The 21,041-nt window shown below is 61.3% G+C and carries 10 protein-coding genes; 4 read left to right on the plus strand and 6 right to left on the minus strand.

The features are described 5' to 3' along the window. Positions 1 to 92: 92 nt before the first annotated feature. The 5 genes from O3298_RS25925 to O3298_RS25945 all read right to left on the minus strand — a co-directional run bounded on the left by O3298_RS25925 (position 93) and on the right by O3298_RS25945 (position 6,831). Positions 93 to 1,055 carry a VTT domain-containing protein gene (locus tag O3298_RS25925; RefSeq protein WP_251349817.1) on the minus strand — a complete coding sequence of 321 codons (963 nt, stop codon included), beginning with the start codon at positions 1,053 to 1,055 and terminating at the stop codon, positions 93 to 95. A gap of 150 nt (positions 1,056 to 1,205) precedes the next feature. Then, positions 1,206 to 2,897 (minus strand): ABC transporter ATP-binding protein, encoded by a 1,692-nt coding sequence (locus O3298_RS25930; RefSeq protein WP_305060892.1) that lies wholly within the window; start codon positions 2,895 to 2,897, stop codon positions 1,206 to 1,208. A 9-nt stretch (positions 2,898 to 2,906) separates the two neighbouring features. Next, positions 2,907 to 4,016, minus strand: coding sequence for an ABC transporter permease (locus tag O3298_RS25935; protein ID WP_305060893.1), 1,110 nt, complete (start codon positions 4,014 to 4,016; stop codon positions 2,907 to 2,909). 9 nt (positions 4,017 to 4,025) lie between these two features. Further along, on the minus strand, positions 4,026 to 4,964 hold the full coding sequence (locus O3298_RS25940; RefSeq protein WP_034782513.1) for an ABC transporter permease: 939 nt from the start codon (positions 4,962 to 4,964) through the stop codon (positions 4,026 to 4,028). A 28-nt stretch (positions 4,965 to 4,992) separates the two neighbouring features. Then, entirely contained in the window at positions 4,993 to 6,831 is a 1,839-nt protein-coding gene (locus tag O3298_RS25945) for an ABC transporter substrate-binding protein (RefSeq protein ID WP_081345921.1), read from the minus strand. Positions 6,832 to 7,452: 621 nt separating this feature from the next. Here O3298_RS25945 and O3298_RS25950 point away from each other — a divergent pair. The 3 genes from O3298_RS25950 (at position 7,453) to O3298_RS25960 (ending at position 16,473) form a co-directional block, all read left to right on the plus strand. Next, the gene (locus tag O3298_RS25950; protein ID WP_305060894.1) at positions 7,453 to 10,239 is read left to right on the plus strand and encodes a TonB-dependent receptor; all 2,787 of its coding nucleotides are present in this window, start codon (positions 7,453 to 7,455) and stop codon (positions 10,237 to 10,239) included. Positions 10,240 to 10,599: 360 nt separating this feature from the next. Continuing rightward, positions 10,600 to 13,269, plus strand: coding sequence for a TonB-dependent receptor (locus O3298_RS25955; protein ID WP_305060895.1), 2,670 nt, complete (start codon positions 10,600 to 10,602; stop codon positions 13,267 to 13,269). A 357-nt stretch (positions 13,270 to 13,626) separates the two neighbouring features. Beyond that, positions 13,627 to 16,473 (plus strand): TonB-dependent receptor, encoded by a 2,847-nt coding sequence (locus O3298_RS25960; protein WP_305060896.1) that lies wholly within the window; start codon positions 13,627 to 13,629, stop codon positions 16,471 to 16,473. A 77-nt stretch (positions 16,474 to 16,550) separates the two neighbouring features. Here the strand turns inward: O3298_RS25960 and aroG are convergent, their stop codons facing one another. After that, positions 16,551 to 17,615: a 3-deoxy-7-phosphoheptulonate synthase AroG gene (gene aroG, locus O3298_RS25965; protein ID WP_099665300.1), complete on the minus strand. Its 1,065-nt coding sequence runs from the start codon at positions 17,613 to 17,615 to the stop codon at positions 16,551 to 16,553. Positions 17,616 to 18,124: 509 nt separating this feature from the next. Here aroG and O3298_RS25970 point away from each other — a divergent pair. Further along, a complete protein-coding gene (locus O3298_RS25970) occupies positions 18,125 to 20,971 on the plus strand; it encodes a TonB-dependent receptor (RefSeq protein WP_305060897.1) in 2,847 nt (948 codons plus the stop codon). Positions 20,972 to 21,041 lie beyond the last annotated feature (70 nt).

A 21,041-nucleotide genomic window follows, 5' to 3' on the forward strand; every position in this document is an offset into this window, starting at 1 on the left:
CCTGGCCGCGCCGCAAAGGTGTTTTCGTATTATTACTACCGGTTTTTACTGCGGGCTTTATTGCCAGCCTGGCGTGCCGGCGGCAACCCGGATCAGGAGGGCAAGCCTTCGCCCAGCAGGCTGGCGGGCGCCGGCTGGTCCGAGCGGTAGGCGGCATTCCACGCATCGAGGCCGCCATGCAGGGGCTTGGCCCGGTGGAAGCCGTGCTGGTGCAGCAGCTTGGCCACTTGCGCGGCCGTCACGTCGTTGGGGCAGCTGCAATACACGATGATGTGGCGGTCCTTGTCCATGGCGATCATGGCGGGCACCGGTTCCTTGCCATTGAAGAACAAGGCGCCCGGCACGGCCGGTTCCAGCGCCTGCGCCGTGGCGCTGCGCGCGTCGACCATCAGCGGCTCTTCGCCCTGCTCTATGAGTTCAAGCAATTCATCGATGCCGATGCGCTCGATCTGCAAGGCCTGGCGGAAACGCCGGCGTTCGAGGAATTTGTACAGCAGGAACAAGCCCAGCAAGGTGGCCAGCATCAGCAAGGCCGTGCTGCCCATGGTGCTGAGCAAGTCGAGCACCTGCTGCACGCTGGCATGGAAAATCACGCCGACGACGATGCCCGTGCCGGTCCACAGCAAGGCGCCCAGGCCCGCGTACAGGAAAAACAGGCCCGGCGGCGTGCCCAGCGCGCCCGACATGGGCGCGGCCACGGTATTGAATCCCGGCACGAACTTGGAGACGATCAGGGCCTTCGGGCCCCAGCGCTTGAATTTGTCTTCCGTCTGGCTCACGCAGTAATCGGGCGACAGCGAGATGCGGCACAGCAACCGCAGGATGCGCTTGCCGAAATGGCGGCCCGCGCGGAACCACGTGAAGTCGCTGATCAGGCAAGCGCTGAGCGCGGCGGCCAGCACTAGTCCCCCATTCATGTCGCCATCGACGGCCAGCGCCCCCGCCACCACGAGGATGGGAAAGGCGGGAATCGGCAGGCCGAGCTGCTCCACCAGCACGATGCCAAAGACAATCAGGACACCGTAATGTTCGAGCAGGTAAATGAGGTTGGGCATGGCCGCTATCTTACCGTAAAAAGCCCGACCTAAACGTCGGACATAACCGTAGCGAGCGGCAGTGATTTGTGGCTAAGAAGCGCAACCGTGCTTGAGCACGGCGAGCATCGCAGGCCGCAAAGCGCGACGCGCAGCAGGTTTTGACAGACGTTATATTTGCACGCCCTTCGGTATGGCGCTTAGTAACGTGCGCGTGTACGGATGCACGGGATTGCGGTACAGCTCATCCGAATCGGCCAGTTCCACCACTTGCCCCTTGTGCATCACCATCACCTGGTCGGCGATGTATTTGACGACGGACAAATCGTGCGAGATGAAGATGTACGACAATCCGAATTCATCCTGCAAATCCTGCAGCAAGTTCAATACCTGCGCCTGCACCGACACGTCCAGCGCCGACACGGATTCGTCGCAGACGAGAATTTCCGGCTGCATCGTCAGGCAGCGGGCAATGGCGATGCGCTGGCGTTGTCCACCGGAAAACTCGTGCGGATAGCGGTGGAAAGCCTGCTCCGGCAAGCCGACTTTATCGAGCAGCCAGTAGGCCTTGGCGATGCGTTCCTGGTCCGTCGCGCCGATCTTGTGGATGCGCATGGGTTCCAGCAGGATCTGTCCCACCGTGAAGCGGGGGTTCAGGGAGGCATATGGATTCTGGAAGATGATCTGGATGCGGCGTTTATACGGCAAATACTCCTTGTTCGGCATGGCGATCAGGTCCTTGCCGTGGAACATGGCCGTGCCGCCCGTCGCCTGGTGCAGGCGCAGCAAGGTCAAGCCCACCGTCGTCTTGCCGGAACCGGACTCGCCCACCACGCCCAGCGTTTTTCCGCGTGGCAAGGTGAACGACACGTCCTTGACGGCCTGGAATTCGCGCTTGCCGAACAAGCCCTCGCGCGTATAAAAGCTTTTGCTCAGATTATTTACCACCAGCACGGGTTCGTCGCCCGGCGTGTAGCCGCGCGTGCGCTGCTTCACCTCGATGCCGGGACCCGCCTTGCCATCCATATAATCGGCGATGACGGGCAGGCGCCAAGGGCGCTCGTCCAGGGACGGACGGCAATGCAGCAGCGCTTTCGTATAACTGTCTTGCGGCGCTTCAAACACTTGCCGCACGTCCCCCGTCTCGCGCACTTCGCCGTGGCGCATGACGATCACCTGGTCGGCAATCTCTCCCACCAGGCCCAGGTCATGGGTAATGAAGAGCACGGACATCTGGTGTTTCTTTTGCAACGCCGCGATGAGGTCCATGATCTGCTTCTGGATCGTCACGTCCAGCGCCGTCGTCGGTTCATCCGCGATCAAGAGCTTCGGTTCGCAGGCGATGGCCATGGCGATCATCACGCGCTGCTGCTGGCCGCCCGACATCTGGCTCGGGTAGGCGTCGATTTTCGTGGCAGGGTCGGGTATGCCCACTTCCTCGAGCAGCGCCAGGGTGCGCGCCCGCGCCTGCTTGCGGTTCATGCCCATGTGCTGGCGCAACACTTCGGCGATCTGGAAACCCACAGTAAACACGGGGTTCAGGGACGACATCGGCTCCTGGAAGATCATCGAGATATCCTTGCCGCACATAGTGCGCCGCTCGGCGATCGACAGTTGCAGCAAGTCGAGCCCGCCGAAGTGGATGCTGGATCCGGGGTCGATGATGGTGTTATCCGGCGGCAACAAGCCCATCACGGCCAGGGAGCTGACGGACTTGCCGCTGCCCGATTCGCCCACCAGCGCGACGGTGCTGTTGCGCGGCACGTTGAACGAGATGCCCTTGACGGCTTCGAACGTGGTCTTCTTGTCCAGGCGGAAGGTGACGCGCAGGTCGCGCACTTCCAACAGGTTATTCTGGTCCATGAGCAACTCCTATTTCACTTTGGGGTCGAGCGCATCGCGCAAGGCATCGGTAAACAGCGAGAACGCCGTCACCAGCACGGCCATCGCCGTGGCGGCGGCGGTCAGCTGCCACCATTTGCCCAGGATCAGTTCATTTTGTGCCTCGTTGAGCATGCTGCCCCACGAGACGGTGCCCACCGGCACGCCAAAGCCGAGGAAACTCAGGATCACTTCCGCCTTGATGAAGCCCACCACGAGGATGGACATTTGCACCAAGGCAACGTGGCTGACGTTCGGGAAGATGTGGGAAAACATCTTGCGCCAGTGCGAGGCGCCGATGGCGTCGGCCGCCATCACGTATTCGCGCGCCTTGTGCTTGATGTATTCGGCGCGGATCAAGCGGTACGGCCCCGTCCAGCCCGTCAAGCCCAGGATCAGCACGATGGTCAGCACGCCCTTCTGTTGCAGCACCGCCGCCACCGTCAAAATCATCAGGATGGAAGGAATCGACGTGAAGATGCTGTAGAACCAGTTGAAGAAGTCATCGACGATGCCGCCGAAGTAGCCGGACACGGCGCCAAAGAGCGTGCCCAGCACGACGGCCAGCAAGGCCGCCACCAGGCCCACGACGATCGACGTCTCGCCGCCCTTGACGGTTTTCTGCAGGATATCGTGGCCCCACTTGTCGGCGCCGAACGGCAAGGTTGCCGCCTTGTGCGTGACGAGTTTCTTGGCCTTGCCCATGCCGGCACGCAAGGCCGTCAAGTCGTCGGCCAGCGGGTCCGCGACGCCGTACATTTCCACGCCAGCCGATGGGTTGCTGCCCATCTGGGCACGCAGTTCGGCGATATCGTCGGCCAGCGGGTCGAGCACGTTGACGGGTGTCGGCGCGCTGCGCTCGTCCGTCACGGGCATGGCGCCATCGGCGGCGACGTCCTTGTCGGCGCCGACAAACGTGGGCGGCGCGTAGCTGACGGCCACTTCGTCTTCCCAGTTCGAAGCCACCAAGCCGCTGGCGGAAGCCAGCACCAGCAGGAAAAAGGCGCCGACCACGGCCAGCGATACCATTGCAATCTTGTCGCCGCGCAAACGGCGCCACGCCAGGGCCCACAGGCCGGGCGATGTATGAGGTTTCGACATCGTCTCTTTCTACTTCAGTTGTACGCGAGGATCGACCGCCTGGTACAGCAGGTCGGTGAGCAGGTTGAAGAGCATGGTGGCGGCGGCGACATACACGGTGATCGCCTTGATCACCGGAAAGTCGCTGCGCTCGACAGCCAAAATCACTTCACGCCCGATGCCGGGGATGCCGAAGAAGCGCTCGAGCAGGAAAGCGCCGATCAGCAGGGCCGGCAAGTTCGACATCACATAGGTAATGATGGGGATGCCGGCGTTGCGCAGCACGTGGACCCACATGATGCGGCCTTCCTTCAAGCCCTTGGCGCGCGCCGTGCGCACGTAATCCTGGTTGGCCTCGTCCAGCACGAAAGTGCGGAACAGGCGCAGGGTCGGCGCAATCGATACGGCCAGGCCGATCAGGATAGGCAAGGTCGAATAGCGCAGCAGGTTTTCCCAGAAGCTGTCGCCCCAGCCCTGCACGGGGAACAGGCCCAGCTTGTAGGCAAAGCCGTACTGGAAGACGATGATGTAGACGAGGATGGAAATCGACATGCCCACCGTGCAGGCGATCATGACGGCGCGGTCCGTCAGCGAACCGCGCACAAACGCGATGGCCAGCGCCAGCGCCACGCCAAAAAACGTTTCCAGCACGGTCAGCGGGATCAGCACCATCATCGACGGCCCCAGGCGCGAGGTGATGATGTGCGACACGGATTCCCCCGTCGCCCAGCTCTGGCCGAAGTCGAACGTGACGATCTGCTTGATGAAGATCCACAGTTGCACGTAGTACGGCTGGTCGACGCCCAGCTGGCGGCGGATGTTGGCGATGCTTTCCGCACTCGACATCTTGCCGGCCAGGATGTAGGCGGGGTCGCCGCCCACCCAGTTGAACAGGATAAACACCAGCAGGACGACGCCCAGCATGGTGGGCAGCATCTGCCACAAGCGGCGCAGGATATAAGCAAACATAATGATTCCTTGTTGTTATAAGCTGCGCTTATTTTTTAGCGGAATCGGCAACGGGCGCCACCGGCGTGCCCGTGCTGTCGATATCCATGTACGCCCATTCCTGGAACAGGATCGGGTGCTTCTTGTAGCCCTGCACCGACTTTTGCGCCAGCATGTTGCGGTAGCGCGCGTAGCCGATCAGGGCGCCCGCATTGACTTCCAGGCGGCGCGCCATCTTGTGGAACAGCTCGTCGCGCTCGGGGCTGGCCGGCATGGCCTGGCTGGCGGCGTACCATTTATCGTACTCGGGGTCCTGGTAGCAGCCATTGTTGTTCTGGTGGGTGTTCGGGCCATAGAACAGCTGCATGAAGTTGTCGCCGTCCGGATAATCGGCCAACCAGGGCGCCGTGCGCGTCTGCATCTTGCACTGCTTTTCCGTCTTCAAAATGTCGGAAAAGATCATGCGGTCGTTTTCCATGCGGATGCCCAGCGAGTTGTAGGTCTTGCGCCACATTTCCGCCTGCAGCACGCCATTGGCTTCGTTGCGCGAAGCATAGCGGATCAGGAGCGGCTTGCCGTCCGGTAAAGTGCGCCAGCCGTCGGCGCCCTTCTTGTAGCCAAATTTATCCAGCAATTTATTGGCCAGCACGGGATCGTATTGCAGCAGGCTCTTGTAGTGGGGATCGTAGCCGACGACGCCAGGCGGAATCGGATAGTCGAGGCGCTTGGCCTGGCCATTCCAGATGATGCGGATTTCTTCATCGATATTGTGCGCCATGGCAATGGCACGGCGCAGCGCGATCTTTTCCTTGCTGAAGCCGCCGAGGGTGGGGTCTTCCATGTTCCAGTAGTAATAGCTGATCTCCGGGTCCAGCAAGCGCGACAGTTGCACGCCCTTCTCAGCCAGTTCGGGACGCAGCTTGCCGTTCAGCAATGCTTTCGGCGCCAGCGGGCCGTCGAGCCAAAACACGTCCGTGCCGCCGCTCTGGAAGGACAGCCAGCGCGACTGGTCTTCGATCATCACGGAAATTTCGATGCGGTCGATAGCGGGAATGCGTTTCCCCTGCATCTGGCGCACGATGCGCTGGTCGTCCGGATCGTCGCCAGCCATGAAATTCCACGTTTCCGGCAAGTGCTGCGGGTTGCGGTTGAGGACGATGCGGTTGCCGCGCGTCCATTCACCGAGCGTGTAGTAACCGGTGCCGACGGGATTCGAACCCACTTCGCCCTTCACGTCGCCGTACTTGTCCACCACTTCGCGCGCCACGGCGGCCGTCGGCACGTAGGCGAGGATCATGGGGAAGTTGAAATCCGTCTTGGTCAGCGTGATGCGCAAGGTGTACGGATCGAGAATTTCCAGGCCGGCCACCTTCTTGTTGAAGTCCAGCTTGTTCGCCTTGGCCGCTTCCTTGGCCAGGTCGTCCAGCCCCACTACCTTGCCTTCGAACAGCCAGCTGTGCGGCGAAGCGAGGCGCGGGTCGAACAAGCGTTTCCACGAATACACGTAATCGGCCATCGTCAGTTCGCGGCGCTTGCCGCCGAACGCGGCGTCCGGCGTGAACAGGATGCCTTTTTTCAGGCGGATGGTGTAGGTCTTGCCGTCGGCGGACACTTCCGGCATGGCGGCGGCCGCGCCGGGCACCACCTTGACGGGGCGCGCCAGGTAATCATAGGTGTACAGGGTGTCGAAGACGGCCTGCGTGATGTGGTTCGAATACAGGTCGCGCGCGGTGGCCGGATCGAAGCCCGTCTCGGCGGCCGGCAAGATATAGCGCAAGGTTTTGACCGGCGCGGCCGCGGCGCTGGGGGCATCGGCGGCAACGGCCGCCAGCGGCAGGGTGGCCAGGCAGGCGAGCAGCGCCACGCGCCGCATCCATGGTGACTTCATGTAATACCCTTCATCTCGATTATCTGTCGCACCGTATTGGTGCGCTTGTACTGGCTTCCCCCTGGGATACAGGATTCCACCGCCAAAACCAGTCCATCCTCGCAAGATCTATGCCTTGTTTTCCGCCAGTCGCGCCGCTGTCCTGGCGAGCTGGAAAAAGGCGTAACGATAACGCATATTCTGTTCGCCGGGCAAAAAGCCGCAGCATGCGTGCAACGCGCGGCAAGGTCCGCTCGCGGCGTTGCGAACATTTTCCGCAACGCAACATAGCCGGATCGGCGCCACAAAAAAACGTATTGGTAGAAACCCTTACGTCCACGAATGAGCGCCATTTCAATACGCCGGCGGAAAGCATATATCGCAGCGCAGCATTAAAAAAATGCCATTTTAAAAACATCGCAATATTGGAAAAAACACTGTTGTTTCCATGCTGAAAGGTCACATCCCAACGTTGACAAGCTTTCTCGGCAAGTGGTCTTATCAATCACGGCAACTCACAGTCTGCCGTTTGACCCACAGCGATTGCCGACGCAGCAATCTTTTTTAGCTTAGCGAGGTTGTGTCGCAAACCGACCAGCCGAACTTACTTTCGGAGTTTTGAGAATGATGATGGAAACAGTTATGTCCCGCTCCGTACGCCTGATCTTTTCAGGTAGCGTAGCAGCGGTCAGCCTTGGCATGATGGCTGTGCCGGCAATGGCGCAAGATGCCAATGTACAACGTGTGGAAATTACCGGATCGAGCATCAAACGGGCCACGGCCGAGACCGCGTCACCGGTACAGGTCATCAGCCGTGACGACCTGATGAAGTCGGGCAAGGCCACCGTGGCCGAATACCTGCAAACCCTGACCGCCGATGGCGCGGGTTCCTTGCCGACGGGTTTCGGCAACGGCTTTGCCGCCGGTTCCACGGCCATCTCGCTGCGCGGCCTGGGCGCCACCTCGACCCTGGTCTTGCTGAACGGCCGCCGCATGGCGCCGTTCGCGCGTGCCGATGACGGCCAGAAAAGCTTCACCGACCTGTCGACGGTGCCGATGCAGATCGTCGAACGCATCGAGATCCTCAAGGACGGCGCCTCGTCCACCTACGGCGCGGACGCCATCGCCGGCGTCGTCAACATCATCCTGCGCAAGGACTTCGAAGGCCTGACCCTGAAAGGCGACACGGGCATTTCCGGCGACAGCGACGCCAAACAGCACCGCGCCTCGCTGACCTTCGGCAAGGGCAACCTGGACACGGATAAATACAACTTTGTCGTCAATGCCGAATACACCAAATCGGACATGCTGATGAACAATGAGCGCTCCGGCCGCAAATGGATAGGCAAGGCCGACCTGCGTCCGTATGGCTACGCGATCAACACCCAGTTCGCCGGCGGCTACATCAACGGCACCAACGATGCGAATGCCTCGCCCACGGGCCTGATCCGCGATCCCGTCACCAACAACTATGTGTCGCTGCCAGGCTGCTCCTCCTTGTCCGTATCTTCGCCGCAAGATCCGAAAGGCGGCTGTTTGTGGCACCATGACCAGTTCCGCTCGATGCAGCCGAAGATCGAATCGGTCAACCTGTACACGCGCGGCACCTGGCAAGTCAATGCCGACACCCAGGTGTATGCGGAAGCGGGCTACTCGAAGCGCGACACGGCGTTTACGCTGATACCGCCATCGGTCACGCCCACCGTTGCCTTCCCGCCCAACGCCGGCAACAAGGCGGGCGTCATCAACTACGGTACCGGCGCCGGCACCAGCATCATGTTGGCCGCCAACCATCCGCAAAACCCATATGGCGTGCCGGTGCGCGTGCGCTACCAGGCTTTCGACGTGGGCGCCAGCACGCGCCAGGCGAATAACGAGTTCAACCGCATCGTGCTTGGCGTCAAGGGCAATGCCATGGGCTGGGATTACGATGCCGGCTACACGCATTCGGAATCGAAACTGCACCTCGATTACAGCAACATGCTGAACATGGCCGTCGTCAAGGCAGCCCTGGGCGATTCCAGCCCCAAAAACCCGTATTTCCCATACTACATCGGTGCGCAGGCAAACAAGAATCCGGCCTCGCTGTACGCGGCCATGGTGACCAACGCCACCTCCGATTCCACGACCAAGCTCGACATCATCGACTTCAAGGCATCGCGCGAGCTGATGCAGTTGCCGGGCGGCGCCCTGGGCCTGGCCGTGGGTGCGGAGCACCGCCGCGACAAGCTCGACAATCCCTCCCTGACGGGCACGGAAGACGGTTCCATCAACGCCAGCTATGTGGCCGCCAAGGGCGACAGCAAGGTGTCGGCCGTGTTCCTGGAAGTGCTGGCGCCCGTGATCAAGACGGTCGAACTGTCCGGCGCCTTGCGTTACGACAAATACGACCGTTTCTCGTCGACGACGCCGAAACTGGGCGCCAAGTGGACGCCGGTCAAAACCTTCGCCGTGCGCGGCACGTATTCGGAAGGCTTCCGCGCACCGGGTCCGGCCGAAAGCAACGCCGATTCGCAATCGACGGGCACCTCGACAGTGACCGATCCCGTGCGCTGCCCAGGCGGCAACCGCCTGCCGGGTGCCAATGCCAGCGACTGCGAATTGCAAGTGGCGGCCGTCAAGGTCGGCGACCCGAACCTGAAGCCGGAAAAGTCCAAGGGCTATACGCTGGGCATCGTGTGGGATCCGTTCAACGATACCAGCCTGTCGCTCGATGGCTGGAAGATCAAGCGTGAAAACGAAATCAATCCGCTGCCGTACAACGAAGCGGCCGCCCTGCCGACGGCCATCCGTTCCGACAACAACCTGACCATCAACGGCGTCGTCACGCCAAACACGGGCACCTTGCTGATCACCAAGGCGCCGTACCGCAACTCCAGCTACACGGAGATCAAGGGTATCGACCTGGACATCAAGCAGCGCGTGCGCCTGGGCGACTACGGCCGCGCCACGTTCGGCCTGACCTGGACCCACATCGCATCGTGGGTGCGGGCCGAGTCGGCCACCGTGCGCTACCAGTTCGCCGGCACGCACGGCAACTGCGATACGTCCAACTGCGCCGGCACGCCGAAGGACAAGATCAACCTCACCGGCTCGTGGGACCTGGGCAACTGGAACGTCAGCGGCGTGCTGAACTACCGTTCGGATATGAAAAATATCAAGTTCGAAGGCGACCCTTGCGCCTCCAAACTGGCGAACGGCACGCCGGCGCCGAACGGTTGCAAGCTCGCCTCGTTCACCACGCTCGACCTGTCCTCCCGCTGGAACGTCAACAAACAGTTGCAATTGTTTGCTTCGATCAACAACGTGACCGACAAGATCGCGCCGCTCGACCCGCTGACCTATGGCGGCATGAGCTACAACCCGATGGACGCCAGCGGCGCCATCGGCCGTTACTTCAAACTGGGCGCCAGCTACAAGTTCTTCTAAGCGTCCGCTCAGGCTGCCACGCACAGCCTGAACATCCGGCAGGCACAAGTCACTATCGCCATGCCATCCACACCAACGCCCGCTGCACTGCAGCGAGCGTTTTTTTATTTTGCGCACGAGGGGGATGGCAGCCTCGTCAAAAATGCGGCACAAAATGCACCTTCTTTGTTCTAAATCAGTACCTCTGATGCACTGCGTTGTTTAGGCACACAAACCTGTTTGCCACGTTGACAAAAACTTTTGCAGCTCATTACAGTGAATCTCTTGAAAAGATATAAATACTTTTCAATGTTCTCGGTGCGCCAACCAGCGCGGCCGTTCTTGCCCTTCTAGCCAACCGCTTTTCCAGGAGTCTTGAACATGATCAGAGAAACACGCTTGTCCCGTTCCATCCGTTTGATCTGCGCCAGCGGCCTTGCCGCCGGCCTGCTCAGCCAGCAGGTGCTGGCGCAAGAAGTCAGCGATACCAGCAGCATGCAACGCGTCGAAGTCACCGGTTCCTCCATCAAACGCCTCGTCTCGGAAACGGCGACGCCCTTGTCCATCTTCAAGGCCGAGGATTTTGCCAAACAGGGCTTGACGACGGCCCAGGAAGTGCTCAGCAAGATCCCCTCGAATGCATCGAGCATGGGCAGCGGCAATGCCGTCGGCGGCAATACCAGCGGCTTGCCCACGGGCGGCCAGGCCAGTGCCGACTTGCGCGGCCTGGGCGGCGACAAGACCCTGGTCCTGCTCAACGGCCGGCGCATCGCCAACCATCCGTATGACGGCGCCAGCGTCGACCTGAACATCATCCCCATCGCCGCCCTGGAACGGGTCGAAGTGCTGCGCGACGGCGCCTCGGCCATCTACGGCACGGACGCCATCGGCGGCGTCATCAACTTCATCACGAAGCGCTCCGTCAACGTCACGAATATCACCGCCGAGGTCGTCGCGCCAGAACACAAGGGCGCAGGCGAGCACCGCATCAACCTGTCGACGGGTTTCGGCAAGCTCGACACGGACGGCTACAATATTTTCGGCGTGGTCGACTACCACAAGCAAAATGTGCTCACGTCGCAGGACCGCGATTTTTCCAAGACCGGCATCATTCCCGAGCGGGGCCTGTCGCTCACCAGCGGCACCACCTTCCCCGGCAACTACTTCGATGCGGCGGCCAACGGCGGCAAGGGCCTGGCCGGCAATCCGTACGCGGCCAGCGGCTGTCTGCCGCCGCTGTCGGTGGCGGCCGCCAACGGCACTTGCCGCCAGGATTACACGCGCCAGATCGACGATCTGCCCGCGCAGGAGCAAGTGGCCTTCTTCGGCAAGGGCGCCTTCAAGCTCAGTGGCGGCCACCTGGCCACGGTGGAATATCTGCATTCGGAAAACAAGGTGAAGGCACGCACGGCGCCGCCGCCGCAAACGGGCTTGATCTTGCCCATTAGCAGCAAATATTATCCGGGCAATGCGGGCGGCGTGCCGGCGCAGCCGGGCTTGTCGGGCCAGCCGCTGAGCGTCAACTGGCGCCCCGTGGAAGCGGGCCAGCGGCAGATCGATTCGGACGGCAAGGCGGACCGCCTGGTGCTGGCTCTCGAAGGCGAACTGGCCGGCTGGGATTACAAGACGGGGCTGAGCCACGCGATCAGCAAATCGTCGGAGAAATTTACGGGTGGCTATGTGCAGGATGCCTCGTTCGCCGCCGGCGTGCTCAATGGCATCCTGAACCCGTTTGGCGTGCAGGATGCGGCCGGCAAGGCTTATCTGGACAGCACCGCCCTGCGCGGCGAAGTGCAGAACGCCAAGGTCACCACCACGGGCTTCGACCTCAAGGGCAGCCGCGACCTGATGCAACTGGCCGGCGGCCCGCTGGCGATCGCGCTCGGCGGCGAAGTACGGCGCGAAAAGGCCGACTTCAACGTGAACCGCGACATCGCCGGCCAGGCCACCAGTTCAGGCCTGTCCGGCTCGCTGTCGAAGAGCGGTTCACGCACGATCCAGGCCGTCTTCGGCGAAGTTAACTTGCCGCTGATCAAGGACCTGGAAGTGCAGCTGGCCGCCCGCTTCGACCATTACAGCGACGTGGGCAGCACCACCAATCCGAAGCTGGCCCTGCGCTACCAGGCCAGCAGCGCGCTGGTGCTGCGCGGCTCGGCCAGCACGGGTTTCCGCGCGCCCACGCTGTTTGAAAAGAATGCGCCGCCGTCGAAGAACGATACCAACGACTCCTACGACGACCCGATCCTGTGCCCCGGAGGCGTGCCGCAGCCGGGGGCCAATCCCCTGCGCGATTGCGACTTGCAGCAATTCAAGCTGCAGGGCGGCAATGAAAAGCTGAAACCGGAAAAATCCACCACCTTCGCCTTTGGCCTGGTGCTCGAACCCATCAAGGAAGTCACCGTCGCCGTCGATTACTGGAACATCCATTTGAAGGACAAGATTTCGTCCCTGCCCGAACAATCGATCTACGGCAACTATGAAAAATACAAGGCCTTGTTCCTGCGCAATCCCGACGGTTCGCCCTACGCCATCCTCGACCTGAACGACAACCTCGGTGAAGTGAAGACCGACGGCATCGACGTCAGCCTGAATGCGCGCCTGGGACGCGGCGCGTATGGCGATTTCAGCGTGTCGGTCGACGGCACCTGGACCCACAAGTATGACTACCAGAACGAGCGCGGCGGCGAATTCATCGCCAACGTGGGCCGCTACGCGGACAACAATCCCGTCTTCCGCTGGAAGCATACGGCCGCGCTGAACTGGCGCATGGGCAACTGGGGCGCCACCCTGTCGCAATCGTTCAAGTCCGGCTACACGGATCAGAACCAGGTGGATCCGCAGTACCGCCACGATGTGCCGTCCTACAGCCTGCTGGGACTGTCGGGCAGCTATGCGTGGAAGGGCTTGCTGCTGACTGCCGGCGTGAAAAACCTGCTGGACAAGGAACCGCCGTTCTCGAACCAGGGCACCCTGTTCCAGAAAGGCTATGACCCGCGTTACACGGACCCGGTCGGGCGCGCCTGGTACTTGCGCGGCAGCTATACGTTTTAAGGGGAAATGGCGGGAAACGCGATCAGACGGGCAGCGCTGGCAAGCATTTGCCAGCGGGAGCAAAGACGGCGCCATCAGCGATGATGTGCGCCGTTTTATTTTACGCATCTGAGCACGCCTGACAAGGGTTCACGATACTTTATTGCTGAAGGATTATAAAAAAAACAGGAAAATGTTGCATTTCATCCAAAAAGTCCGCACGAAATTGACAATCTGAATCGTGAATGTTTTGATGAGGCCCAAGAAAATTTACAGAATTTTCGTTGGTCAATTTTGAAATAAGCAAATAAATTGTCAGCAAGCAACATGTTATTTCAAAATAAATGCCATCTTTATCACAATAACAAGGAATTTCAGATGATGATAGAAAATGTAATATCGCGGTCGCTGCGCCTGATGTTTGCAGGCGGCATGGCCCTGAGCATGCATGCAGCGTATGCACAGGAAACAACAGATGGCACCATGCAGCGCGTGGAAGTCACGGGTTCGAGCATCAAGCGCATCGCTTCCGAAGCGTCGCTGCCGGTTCAGTCGTTCAACCAGAAAGACATCAAGAAAACCGGCGTTACCACGGTTACCGATTTCATCCAGCAAATTCCTGCGATGCAGGGCTTCTCCGTGGCCGCCGATTCGGTGGGCGGCGGCGGCGGTGGCGTCACCACGGCCTCGATCCACGATATCGGCGCAGCCTACACGCTGGTGCTGCTGAACGGCCGCCGCTTGGCGCCATCCAATTCCGGCACCACCATCGACCTGAATTCGATCCCCCTGTCGGCCATCGAGCGCGTGGAAGTGCTGACGGACGGCGCCTCGGCCCTGTATGGCGCCGACGCCATCGCCGGCGTGGTCAACTTCATCTTGAAAAAAGGCACATCGCCGCTGGAAATCAATGCCAAGTACTCGCGCCCTGAAGAAAAAGGCGGCGCCAGCAATTCGATTTCGATCAGCAAGGGTTTCGGCGATATCGACGAAGACGGCTACAGCATCTTCGTGTCGGCCAGCCACGACGAACAAAAATCGCTGAAAGCATCGCAGCGCAGCTTCGCGAAAAGCGGCATCATCAATTTCAACGATCCGAAGACCGGCAAGGCGCTGCAATTCATCAACGGTTCCTCGCGTTCGTCGGCAGCCAATGCCGCTGCCACCTACAACCGTACCGATGCAAACGGCAATGTGGTGATCAACCCGGAAACCAACAAACCGTTCGTCGATACCGTCAACCTGGCCAATCCGTATGCACTGGCCCATGGCGGCAAGTGCGCGCCTGGCAATATGGACTTCTACGGCGATGGCAACTGCTATTTCGACTCGCCGTCGACCATTGAAATCAATCCCGAATCGAAGCGCGACTCGCTGTTCAGTTCGGGTACCGTGAAGCTGGGCAAAACCGGCTGGCAAGGTTTCTACGACTTTGCTTACACCGAAGCGAGCATCAAGGCCAGCATCGCGCCGTACCCGGCCGATTTCTCCATTTCCCCGAACTCGCCCCTGTTCAGCAAGTACCTGGCTTCGCAGTTGAGCCCGTCGCAACTGGCCAATGCCGTGAGCGGCGTCGCCAAGTACCGCCTGTCCGAAATGGGTAACCGCGTGTACGACTACGGCAACAAGGCGACCCACCTCGTCGGTGGCGTGGAAGGCAGTGCATTCGGCTGGGATATCAACACGGCCGTGACGTACTCGAAAAACAAGCAGACGCAGGACTACGTCAGCGGCTTCCCGCTGTCCGACAAGTTCAACGCCCTGCTCGACGCCGGCACTATCGACCCGTTCGCCTACCCCGTGGGCGCCATGCCGGACGCCATGCGCCAGGCCCTGCTCGGCACTGGCTTCAGCGGCACCTACAACACGCAAACCGTGGAAATGAAGGGCGTCGACGGCCGCGCTTCGCGCCCTGTGTTCTCGCTGCCGGGCGGCACCGCCATGCTGGGCGTGGGCGCCGATTACCGCAACACCTCGTTCAAGATGCAACAGGCGGATGTCGCCAAGCAGGCGCAAATCCTGTTTGACAATGCGCAAGTCGACAGCGAATACGCACGCGACAACGCGGGCGCCTATGCCGAGCTGATGCTGCCGATTTCGAAAAAACTGGAAGTGACCGGCTCGGTGCGTTATGACCAGATCGGCGCCATCGACGACAAGCTGACGGGCAAGACGGTAGGCAAGAAAGAAAACGCCACCACCTGGAAAATCAGCGGCAAGTATTCCGCGACCAAGAGCCTGATGTTCCGCGCCGCTGCCGGCACCGGATTCCGCGCCGCCAGCATGCAGGAAATCGCCGGACCGCTGGAAGACTGGGGCGTCACGGGCGGTACCTACCAATGCCCATTGACGGCGGCAAACGGCATGGGCGGTCACCCGCTGGCCAGCTATTGCAGTGGCGTTGGACGCCAGCAATTCGAAGCCTTCCAGGGCGGCAATCCTGAGCTGAAGCCGGAAACGTCGAAGCAATGGAGCATCGGTACCGTGTTCGAGCCGATCGACAGCCTGTCGATGTCGTTCGACCTGTGGAACGTGGAAATCCGCGACCAGGTCACGGCAGTCTCCGAAGGCTTGATCTTCAACAATCCAGCCAAGTACGCCAACCTGTTCACCACCAAGCACATCACCTCGACAGGCCTCGACGTGCTGGCCATCAAACTGCTGCCGATTAACATCGGCAAGGTGGAAAACCGCGGTATCGACTACGACTTCACCCACAAGATGAAGTTGCTGGACGGCCGCCTGACGAGCCGCCTGATGGGTACCTACCTGCTGCGTTCGCGCTACACGACGCCGGGCACCGATGATCAGTGGGAAACCAGCCTGAATCGCTACGGTTCGAACGACAAGGTCAGCTTCCGCAACATCATCCGCGCCACCACCTCGTATGAGACGGCCAAGTTCACGCATACGCTGAGCGCCAGCTACCGCAATGGCTACACGGACAAGGAACAGACGGTCGACGATTGCGCCGTGATCGTCGCCGGCAGCCCTGGCGAATGCTATGGCATCCAGCTGGAAGTGCCGAGCTACACCACCTTCGACTTCCAGACGGCTTACCGTCCTATGAAGAACGTGGAAATCACGGGCGGCATCCTGAACCTGTTCGACCGCAATCCGCCGTTCACCCTGCGCAACACGGGTTCGCATCAAATTGGCTACAACCCATCGTACTCGAGCGCCCTGGGTCGCCAGTTTTACCTGAGCGGTTCCTACAAGTTCTAAGCTGATTGCATCGGCTGAAAACTGAAAAAGCCCGGAAAGCTTAGCTTTCCGGGCTTTTTTTCATGCTGCGCGCCACCTTATTCCGCGTCGCCCTGCAGGCGGCGCTGCCTGACGGCCGCCGCCAGGTTTTCCAGCACGGCCACGCTGGCGCTCCAGTCGATACAGCCATCCGTGACGGACTGGCCATAGATCAATTCCTTGCCCGGGATCAAATCCTGGCGGCCCGCCACCAGGTGCGATTCCACCATCACGCCGACGATGCGGCCATCGCCGCCGGCCACCTGGCTGGCGATATCAGCACACACGGGAATCTGGTTTTCCGGTTTTTTCGAGCTGTTCGCATGCGAGGCGTCGATCATCAGGCGCGCCGCCAGGCCTTGCGCGGCGATCGCCTTGCACGCCTCGTCCACGCTGGCCGCGTCATAGTTCGGGGTTTTTCCGCCGCGCAAGATGATGTGGCAATCCTCGTTGCCGTTGGTCGAAACGATGGCCGAGTGGCCGCCTTTCGTGACGGACAGGAAATGGTGCGGCTGCGAGGCGGCCTTGATGGCTTCCACAGCGATTTTCACATTGCCGTCCGTGCCATTCTTGAAGCCGACCGGACAGGACAATCCCGACGCCAGCTCACGGTGCACCTGCGATTCCGTCGTGCGCGCGCCGATGGCGCCCCAGCTGATCAGGTCGGCGATGTATTGCGGGCTGATGACGTCAAGGAACTCCGTGCCGGCCGGCAAGCCCAGCTCATTGATATCGCGCAACAGTTCGCGCGCCATGCGCAAGCCGTCGTTGATGCGGAAGCTGTTGTCCATGTACGGGTCGTTGATCAGGCCCTTCCAGCCCACCGTGGTGCGCGGCTTCTCGAAATAGACGCGCATGACGATTTCCAGTTCGCCCGCGAAACGCGCGCGCTCCTTGACCAGCAGGCGCGCATATTCCATCGCCGCCTTGGTGTCGTGGATGGAGCAAGGCCCGATCACCACCATCAGGCGGTCGTCCTGGCCATGCAGGATACGGTGCAGGGCAATGCGGGCGCTGGCGGCAGTCTGTTCGGCTTGCTCCGAGCAGGCAAATTCGCGGATCAGGTGGGACGGCGGGGTCAGTTCCTTCATTTCGCGAATGCGCAAATCATCGGTGCGGGGCATCATTTTCTCCAAAATTTAAGGAAGGGTAAAACATCTGGGTAAAAAAAAAACCGCCATCGGTGGCGGTTTTTTAGAATTTGCTGGGATCTCGTTTTGCTGCTACGTGAACCGACCGCTACTCCACCGCCTTTGGGTTGGAATTGCTAAAGTAAAAATAAGCGGTAAAAAAGTGGCGAGCGAACATGCGAGTCATCCGTAAGTGATGAACGACTATAAACCTAAATTGCAAGGGTTGGCAAGCATATTTGTCGGCAAAGCCGCATGCCGCTGCCGTTTTACACTGCATAACCCGCAAAAAAGCATAAAAAGTTGCGCGCTGTGAATCTCACCGCGACTCTGCATCCCCGGCGCCACCGTTGTGCCCGTCGTGGCAACCACGCCACGCCAGCCATTCTATCGACGACAAGCGGTGCACTCCTTGATCCAGGTCTAGTCCCGGCGTCGCCGCACGGACAAAACTCAAGGACGTATCGACGACCTTTGACTGCCTGACCTTTCCGGAGAACCGCATGATCCCTACACCATCCTTGCATTCCGCTGCCTTTTCACCACCCAGACTGGGCCTGGCACTGGCCAGTGCACTGCTGAGCCTACCCGTCCTGGCGCAGGACGCCGCGCCGATTGCGCGCGTGGAAATCACCGGCTCGAACATCCGCCGCGCGCAGGCGGAAACGGCGTCGGCCGTGCAAACCCTGAGCGCGGCCGACATTGAAAAATCGGGCAAGTCCAGCGTGGCCGAACTGCTGCAGACCCTGGCCGTCGACAACCAGGGCTCCGTCCCCACCACTTTCGGCAACGGCTTTGCCGCCGGCGCCTCCGGCGTGTCGCTGCGGGGCCTGGGCACGGCCTCGACCCTGGTGCTGCTGAATGGCCGCCGCGTCGCGCCGTATGGCCTGGCCGACGACGGGCAGAAAGTGTTTGCCGACCTGAACATCATTCCCCTGGAAGCCGTGGAACGGGTGGAAATCCTCAAGGATGGCGCCTCGGCCATCTATGGTTCGGACGCCATCGCCGGCGTCGTCAACGTGATCCTGCGGCGCGACTACCAGGGCACGGCCATCAAGGGCAATTACGGCAAGACGAAGGAATGGGACGGGCGCGACGCGCGCGCCGCCATCACGCACGGCTTCGGCGACATCGACACGGACCGCTACAACGTGCTGCTGAATCTCGAGTACAGCGAAAAGGCCGCCATCTGGAACCGCGACCGGGCCGGTCGGGGCGCCGTCGGCCGCAGCGACTTGCGCGACCTGGGTTTCAGCGCCCAGGAAGCACTGGGCGGCACGGGCGCCATCACCACCAACAATGCGGCCGGCAGCGCCGTCAACGGCAATGTGCGCAATCCCGACACGCTCGACTACTACAACCGCGGCAACCTCGCTGGCGCGGGCTTTACGCGCACCTTCCCCGGCGCCGCCTGCGGCAACTTCACGACTCACCCGCAGGGCGATCCGGGCGGCGGCTGCCTGACTGATGCCGCGCAGCAATATGGCCAGATCCAGCCCAAGCAAAAGAACATCAATTTCTTCGGCCGCGGCGCCTGGCAATTGACGCCGGAGCTGCAAACGTATGCCGAGCTGAATCTGTATCACAGCGAATCGCACTCGGCCACCACGCCCTCGACGGTCAGCGGCTCGGTCGGCTATCCGGGCGGCCCCGTCAGCAATGCGGGCGTGTCGCTGGGCGCCGCCCACCCGGACAATCCGTATTTCGGCACGGCGGCGCGGCTGCGCTACCTGGCGGCCGACGTGGGGCCGCGCCTGTCGGAAGTCACATCCACCTTCATGCGCTTTGTCGCCGGCATCAAGGGCAGCGTGGCGGGCTGGGATATCGACAGCGCCCTGCTGTACTCGCAGAACAAGGTGTCGAACGACCTGGACGGCTACCTGCAGCGCGACGTCGCCTTCGCCCTGCTCAACCCGAGCGCCGCCAATGTGGAGCGGGCCAGCCTGAACCCCGCGTACGCGGCCCTGCCGGCCGGCAGCCTGTGGCGCATCGCGGAAAACGCGGGCCTCAATTCGCGCGAGCTGTACGCGGCCCTGTCGCCGCGCATCTCGAACGACGCCAAGACGCATATCGCGCAGATCGACTTCAAGGCCAGCCGCGAGGTGGCCAAGCTCGACGGCGGCGCCCTGGGCGTGGCCGTGGGCGCGGAATTCCGCCACGAATCGACGGAACTCAAGCCCACCACGGGCACGGAACGGGGCAATATCATTGGCCTCGGCTATTCCGCCTACAAGGGCAGCCGCAACGCGTCTGCCATCTATGCCGAGGTGCTGGCGCCCGTGCTGAAGAGCGTGGAACTGTCGGGCGCCCTGCGCGCCGACCATTTCACCGACGTGGGCAATTCCTATACGCCGAAAGTGGGCGTGAAATGGACGCCCGTGCGCGAACTGGCCCTGCGCGGCACCTTCGCCAAGGGCTTCCGCGCCCCCAGCGCGGCGGAAAACGGTGTCGGCGGCCTGGCCGCGTTCTCCACCGCCAGCGATCCGCTGCGCTGCGCACTGGGCGTGGAAGCGGCCTGCGATCCGGCTTCCATCGCCGTCATCACCTCGCCCAATCCCAAGCTGTCGCCCGAACGTTCGCGCAGCTATTCCGTGGGCGCCGTGTGGGACCCGCTGCCGCGCACCAGCATTTCCGTCGACCTGTGGCAAATCCGCCGCAAGAATGAAATCAACCAGGAGCAAACGGACACGGCCATCGCCGAAGGCCATGTGGCGCGCGACCCGTCGACGGCCACCGGCATCGCCGGCGATCCGGGCGCCATCACGGCCGTGCTGGCCAATTATGTGAATTCGGCGCAAACGACGGTGCGCGGCATCGATATCGACGCGCGCCAGCGCTTCAGCCTGGGCAACGACTATGGCAACCTGACCTTCGACTTGAAGTGGACGCATCTGTACAAATGGCTGCGCACGGAACAGGACGGCACGCAGCGCGATTTTGCCGGCACGCATGGCAATTGCGACGTGTCCAACTGCATGGGCACGCCGGACGACCGCATCAACCTGGGCGCCACCTGGGAACGCCAGAACTGGCGCGTCACGGCCAACGTCAACTACCGCGCGCCGCTCGATAACCTGCTGTTCAAGAATGACCCGGACGGCTGCGCCACGCACTTCGCCGACGGCACGGACGCGCCGCGCGGCTGCCGCATCGCCTCGTTCACCACGGTGGACCTGACGACCCGCTGGCTGGCCACGCCCAAGCTGGAAGTGTTTGCCACAATACAAAACCTGTTCGACAAGATCGCCCCGCTCGATCCGCTCACGTATGGCGCCACGGGCTACAACCCGCTCGACTACGCGGGCGCGGCGGGACGCTTCATCAGTGCGGGGGTGAAGTACAAGTTCTGAATTTCGTCATATTTTCAACGTATCAGGCGTTTCAGGAACCGTAGCGAGCAAGCCCAATATTGGGTTGAGT

Origin of the sequence: Janthinobacterium sp. SUN137 (genome assembly GCF_030587265.1) — a bacterium.
In the GTDB taxonomy this organism is placed as follows: Bacteria; Pseudomonadota; Gammaproteobacteria; order Burkholderiales; family Burkholderiaceae_D; genus Janthinobacterium; species Janthinobacterium kumbetense.

Bases quoted from the DNA above. Each gene is read 5' to 3' on its own strand.
- O3298_RS25925 (WP_251349817.1), bottom strand. From the start codon at position 1,055: ATGCCCAACCTCATTTACCTGCTCGAACATTACGGTGTCCTGATTGTC.
- O3298_RS25930 (WP_305060892.1), bottom strand. From the start codon at position 2,897: ATGGACCAGAATAACCTGTTGGAAGTGCGCGACCTGCGCGTCACCTTC.
- O3298_RS25935 (WP_305060893.1), bottom strand. From the start codon at position 4,016: ATGTCGAAACCTCATACATCGCCCGGCCTGTGGGCCCTGGCGTGGCGC.
- O3298_RS25940 (WP_034782513.1), bottom strand. From the start codon at position 4,964: ATGTTTGCTTATATCCTGCGCCGCTTGTGGCAGATGCTGCCCACCATG.
- O3298_RS25945 (WP_081345921.1), bottom strand. From the start codon at position 6,831: ATGAAGTCACCATGGATGCGGCGCGTGGCGCTGCTCGCCTGCCTGGCC.
- O3298_RS25950 (WP_305060894.1), top strand. From the start codon at position 7,453: ATGTCCCGCTCCGTACGCCTGATCTTTTCAGGTAGCGTAGCAGCGGTC.
- O3298_RS25955 (WP_305060895.1), top strand. From the start codon at position 10,600: ATGATCAGAGAAACACGCTTGTCCCGTTCCATCCGTTTGATCTGCGCC.
- O3298_RS25960 (WP_305060896.1), top strand. From the start codon at position 13,627: ATGATGATAGAAAATGTAATATCGCGGTCGCTGCGCCTGATGTTTGCA.
- aroG (WP_099665300.1), bottom strand. From the start codon at position 17,615: ATGCCCCGCACCGATGATTTGCGCATTCGCGAAATGAAGGAACTGACC.
- O3298_RS25970 (WP_305060897.1), top strand. From the start codon at position 18,125: ATGATCCCTACACCATCCTTGCATTCCGCTGCCTTTTCACCACCCAGA.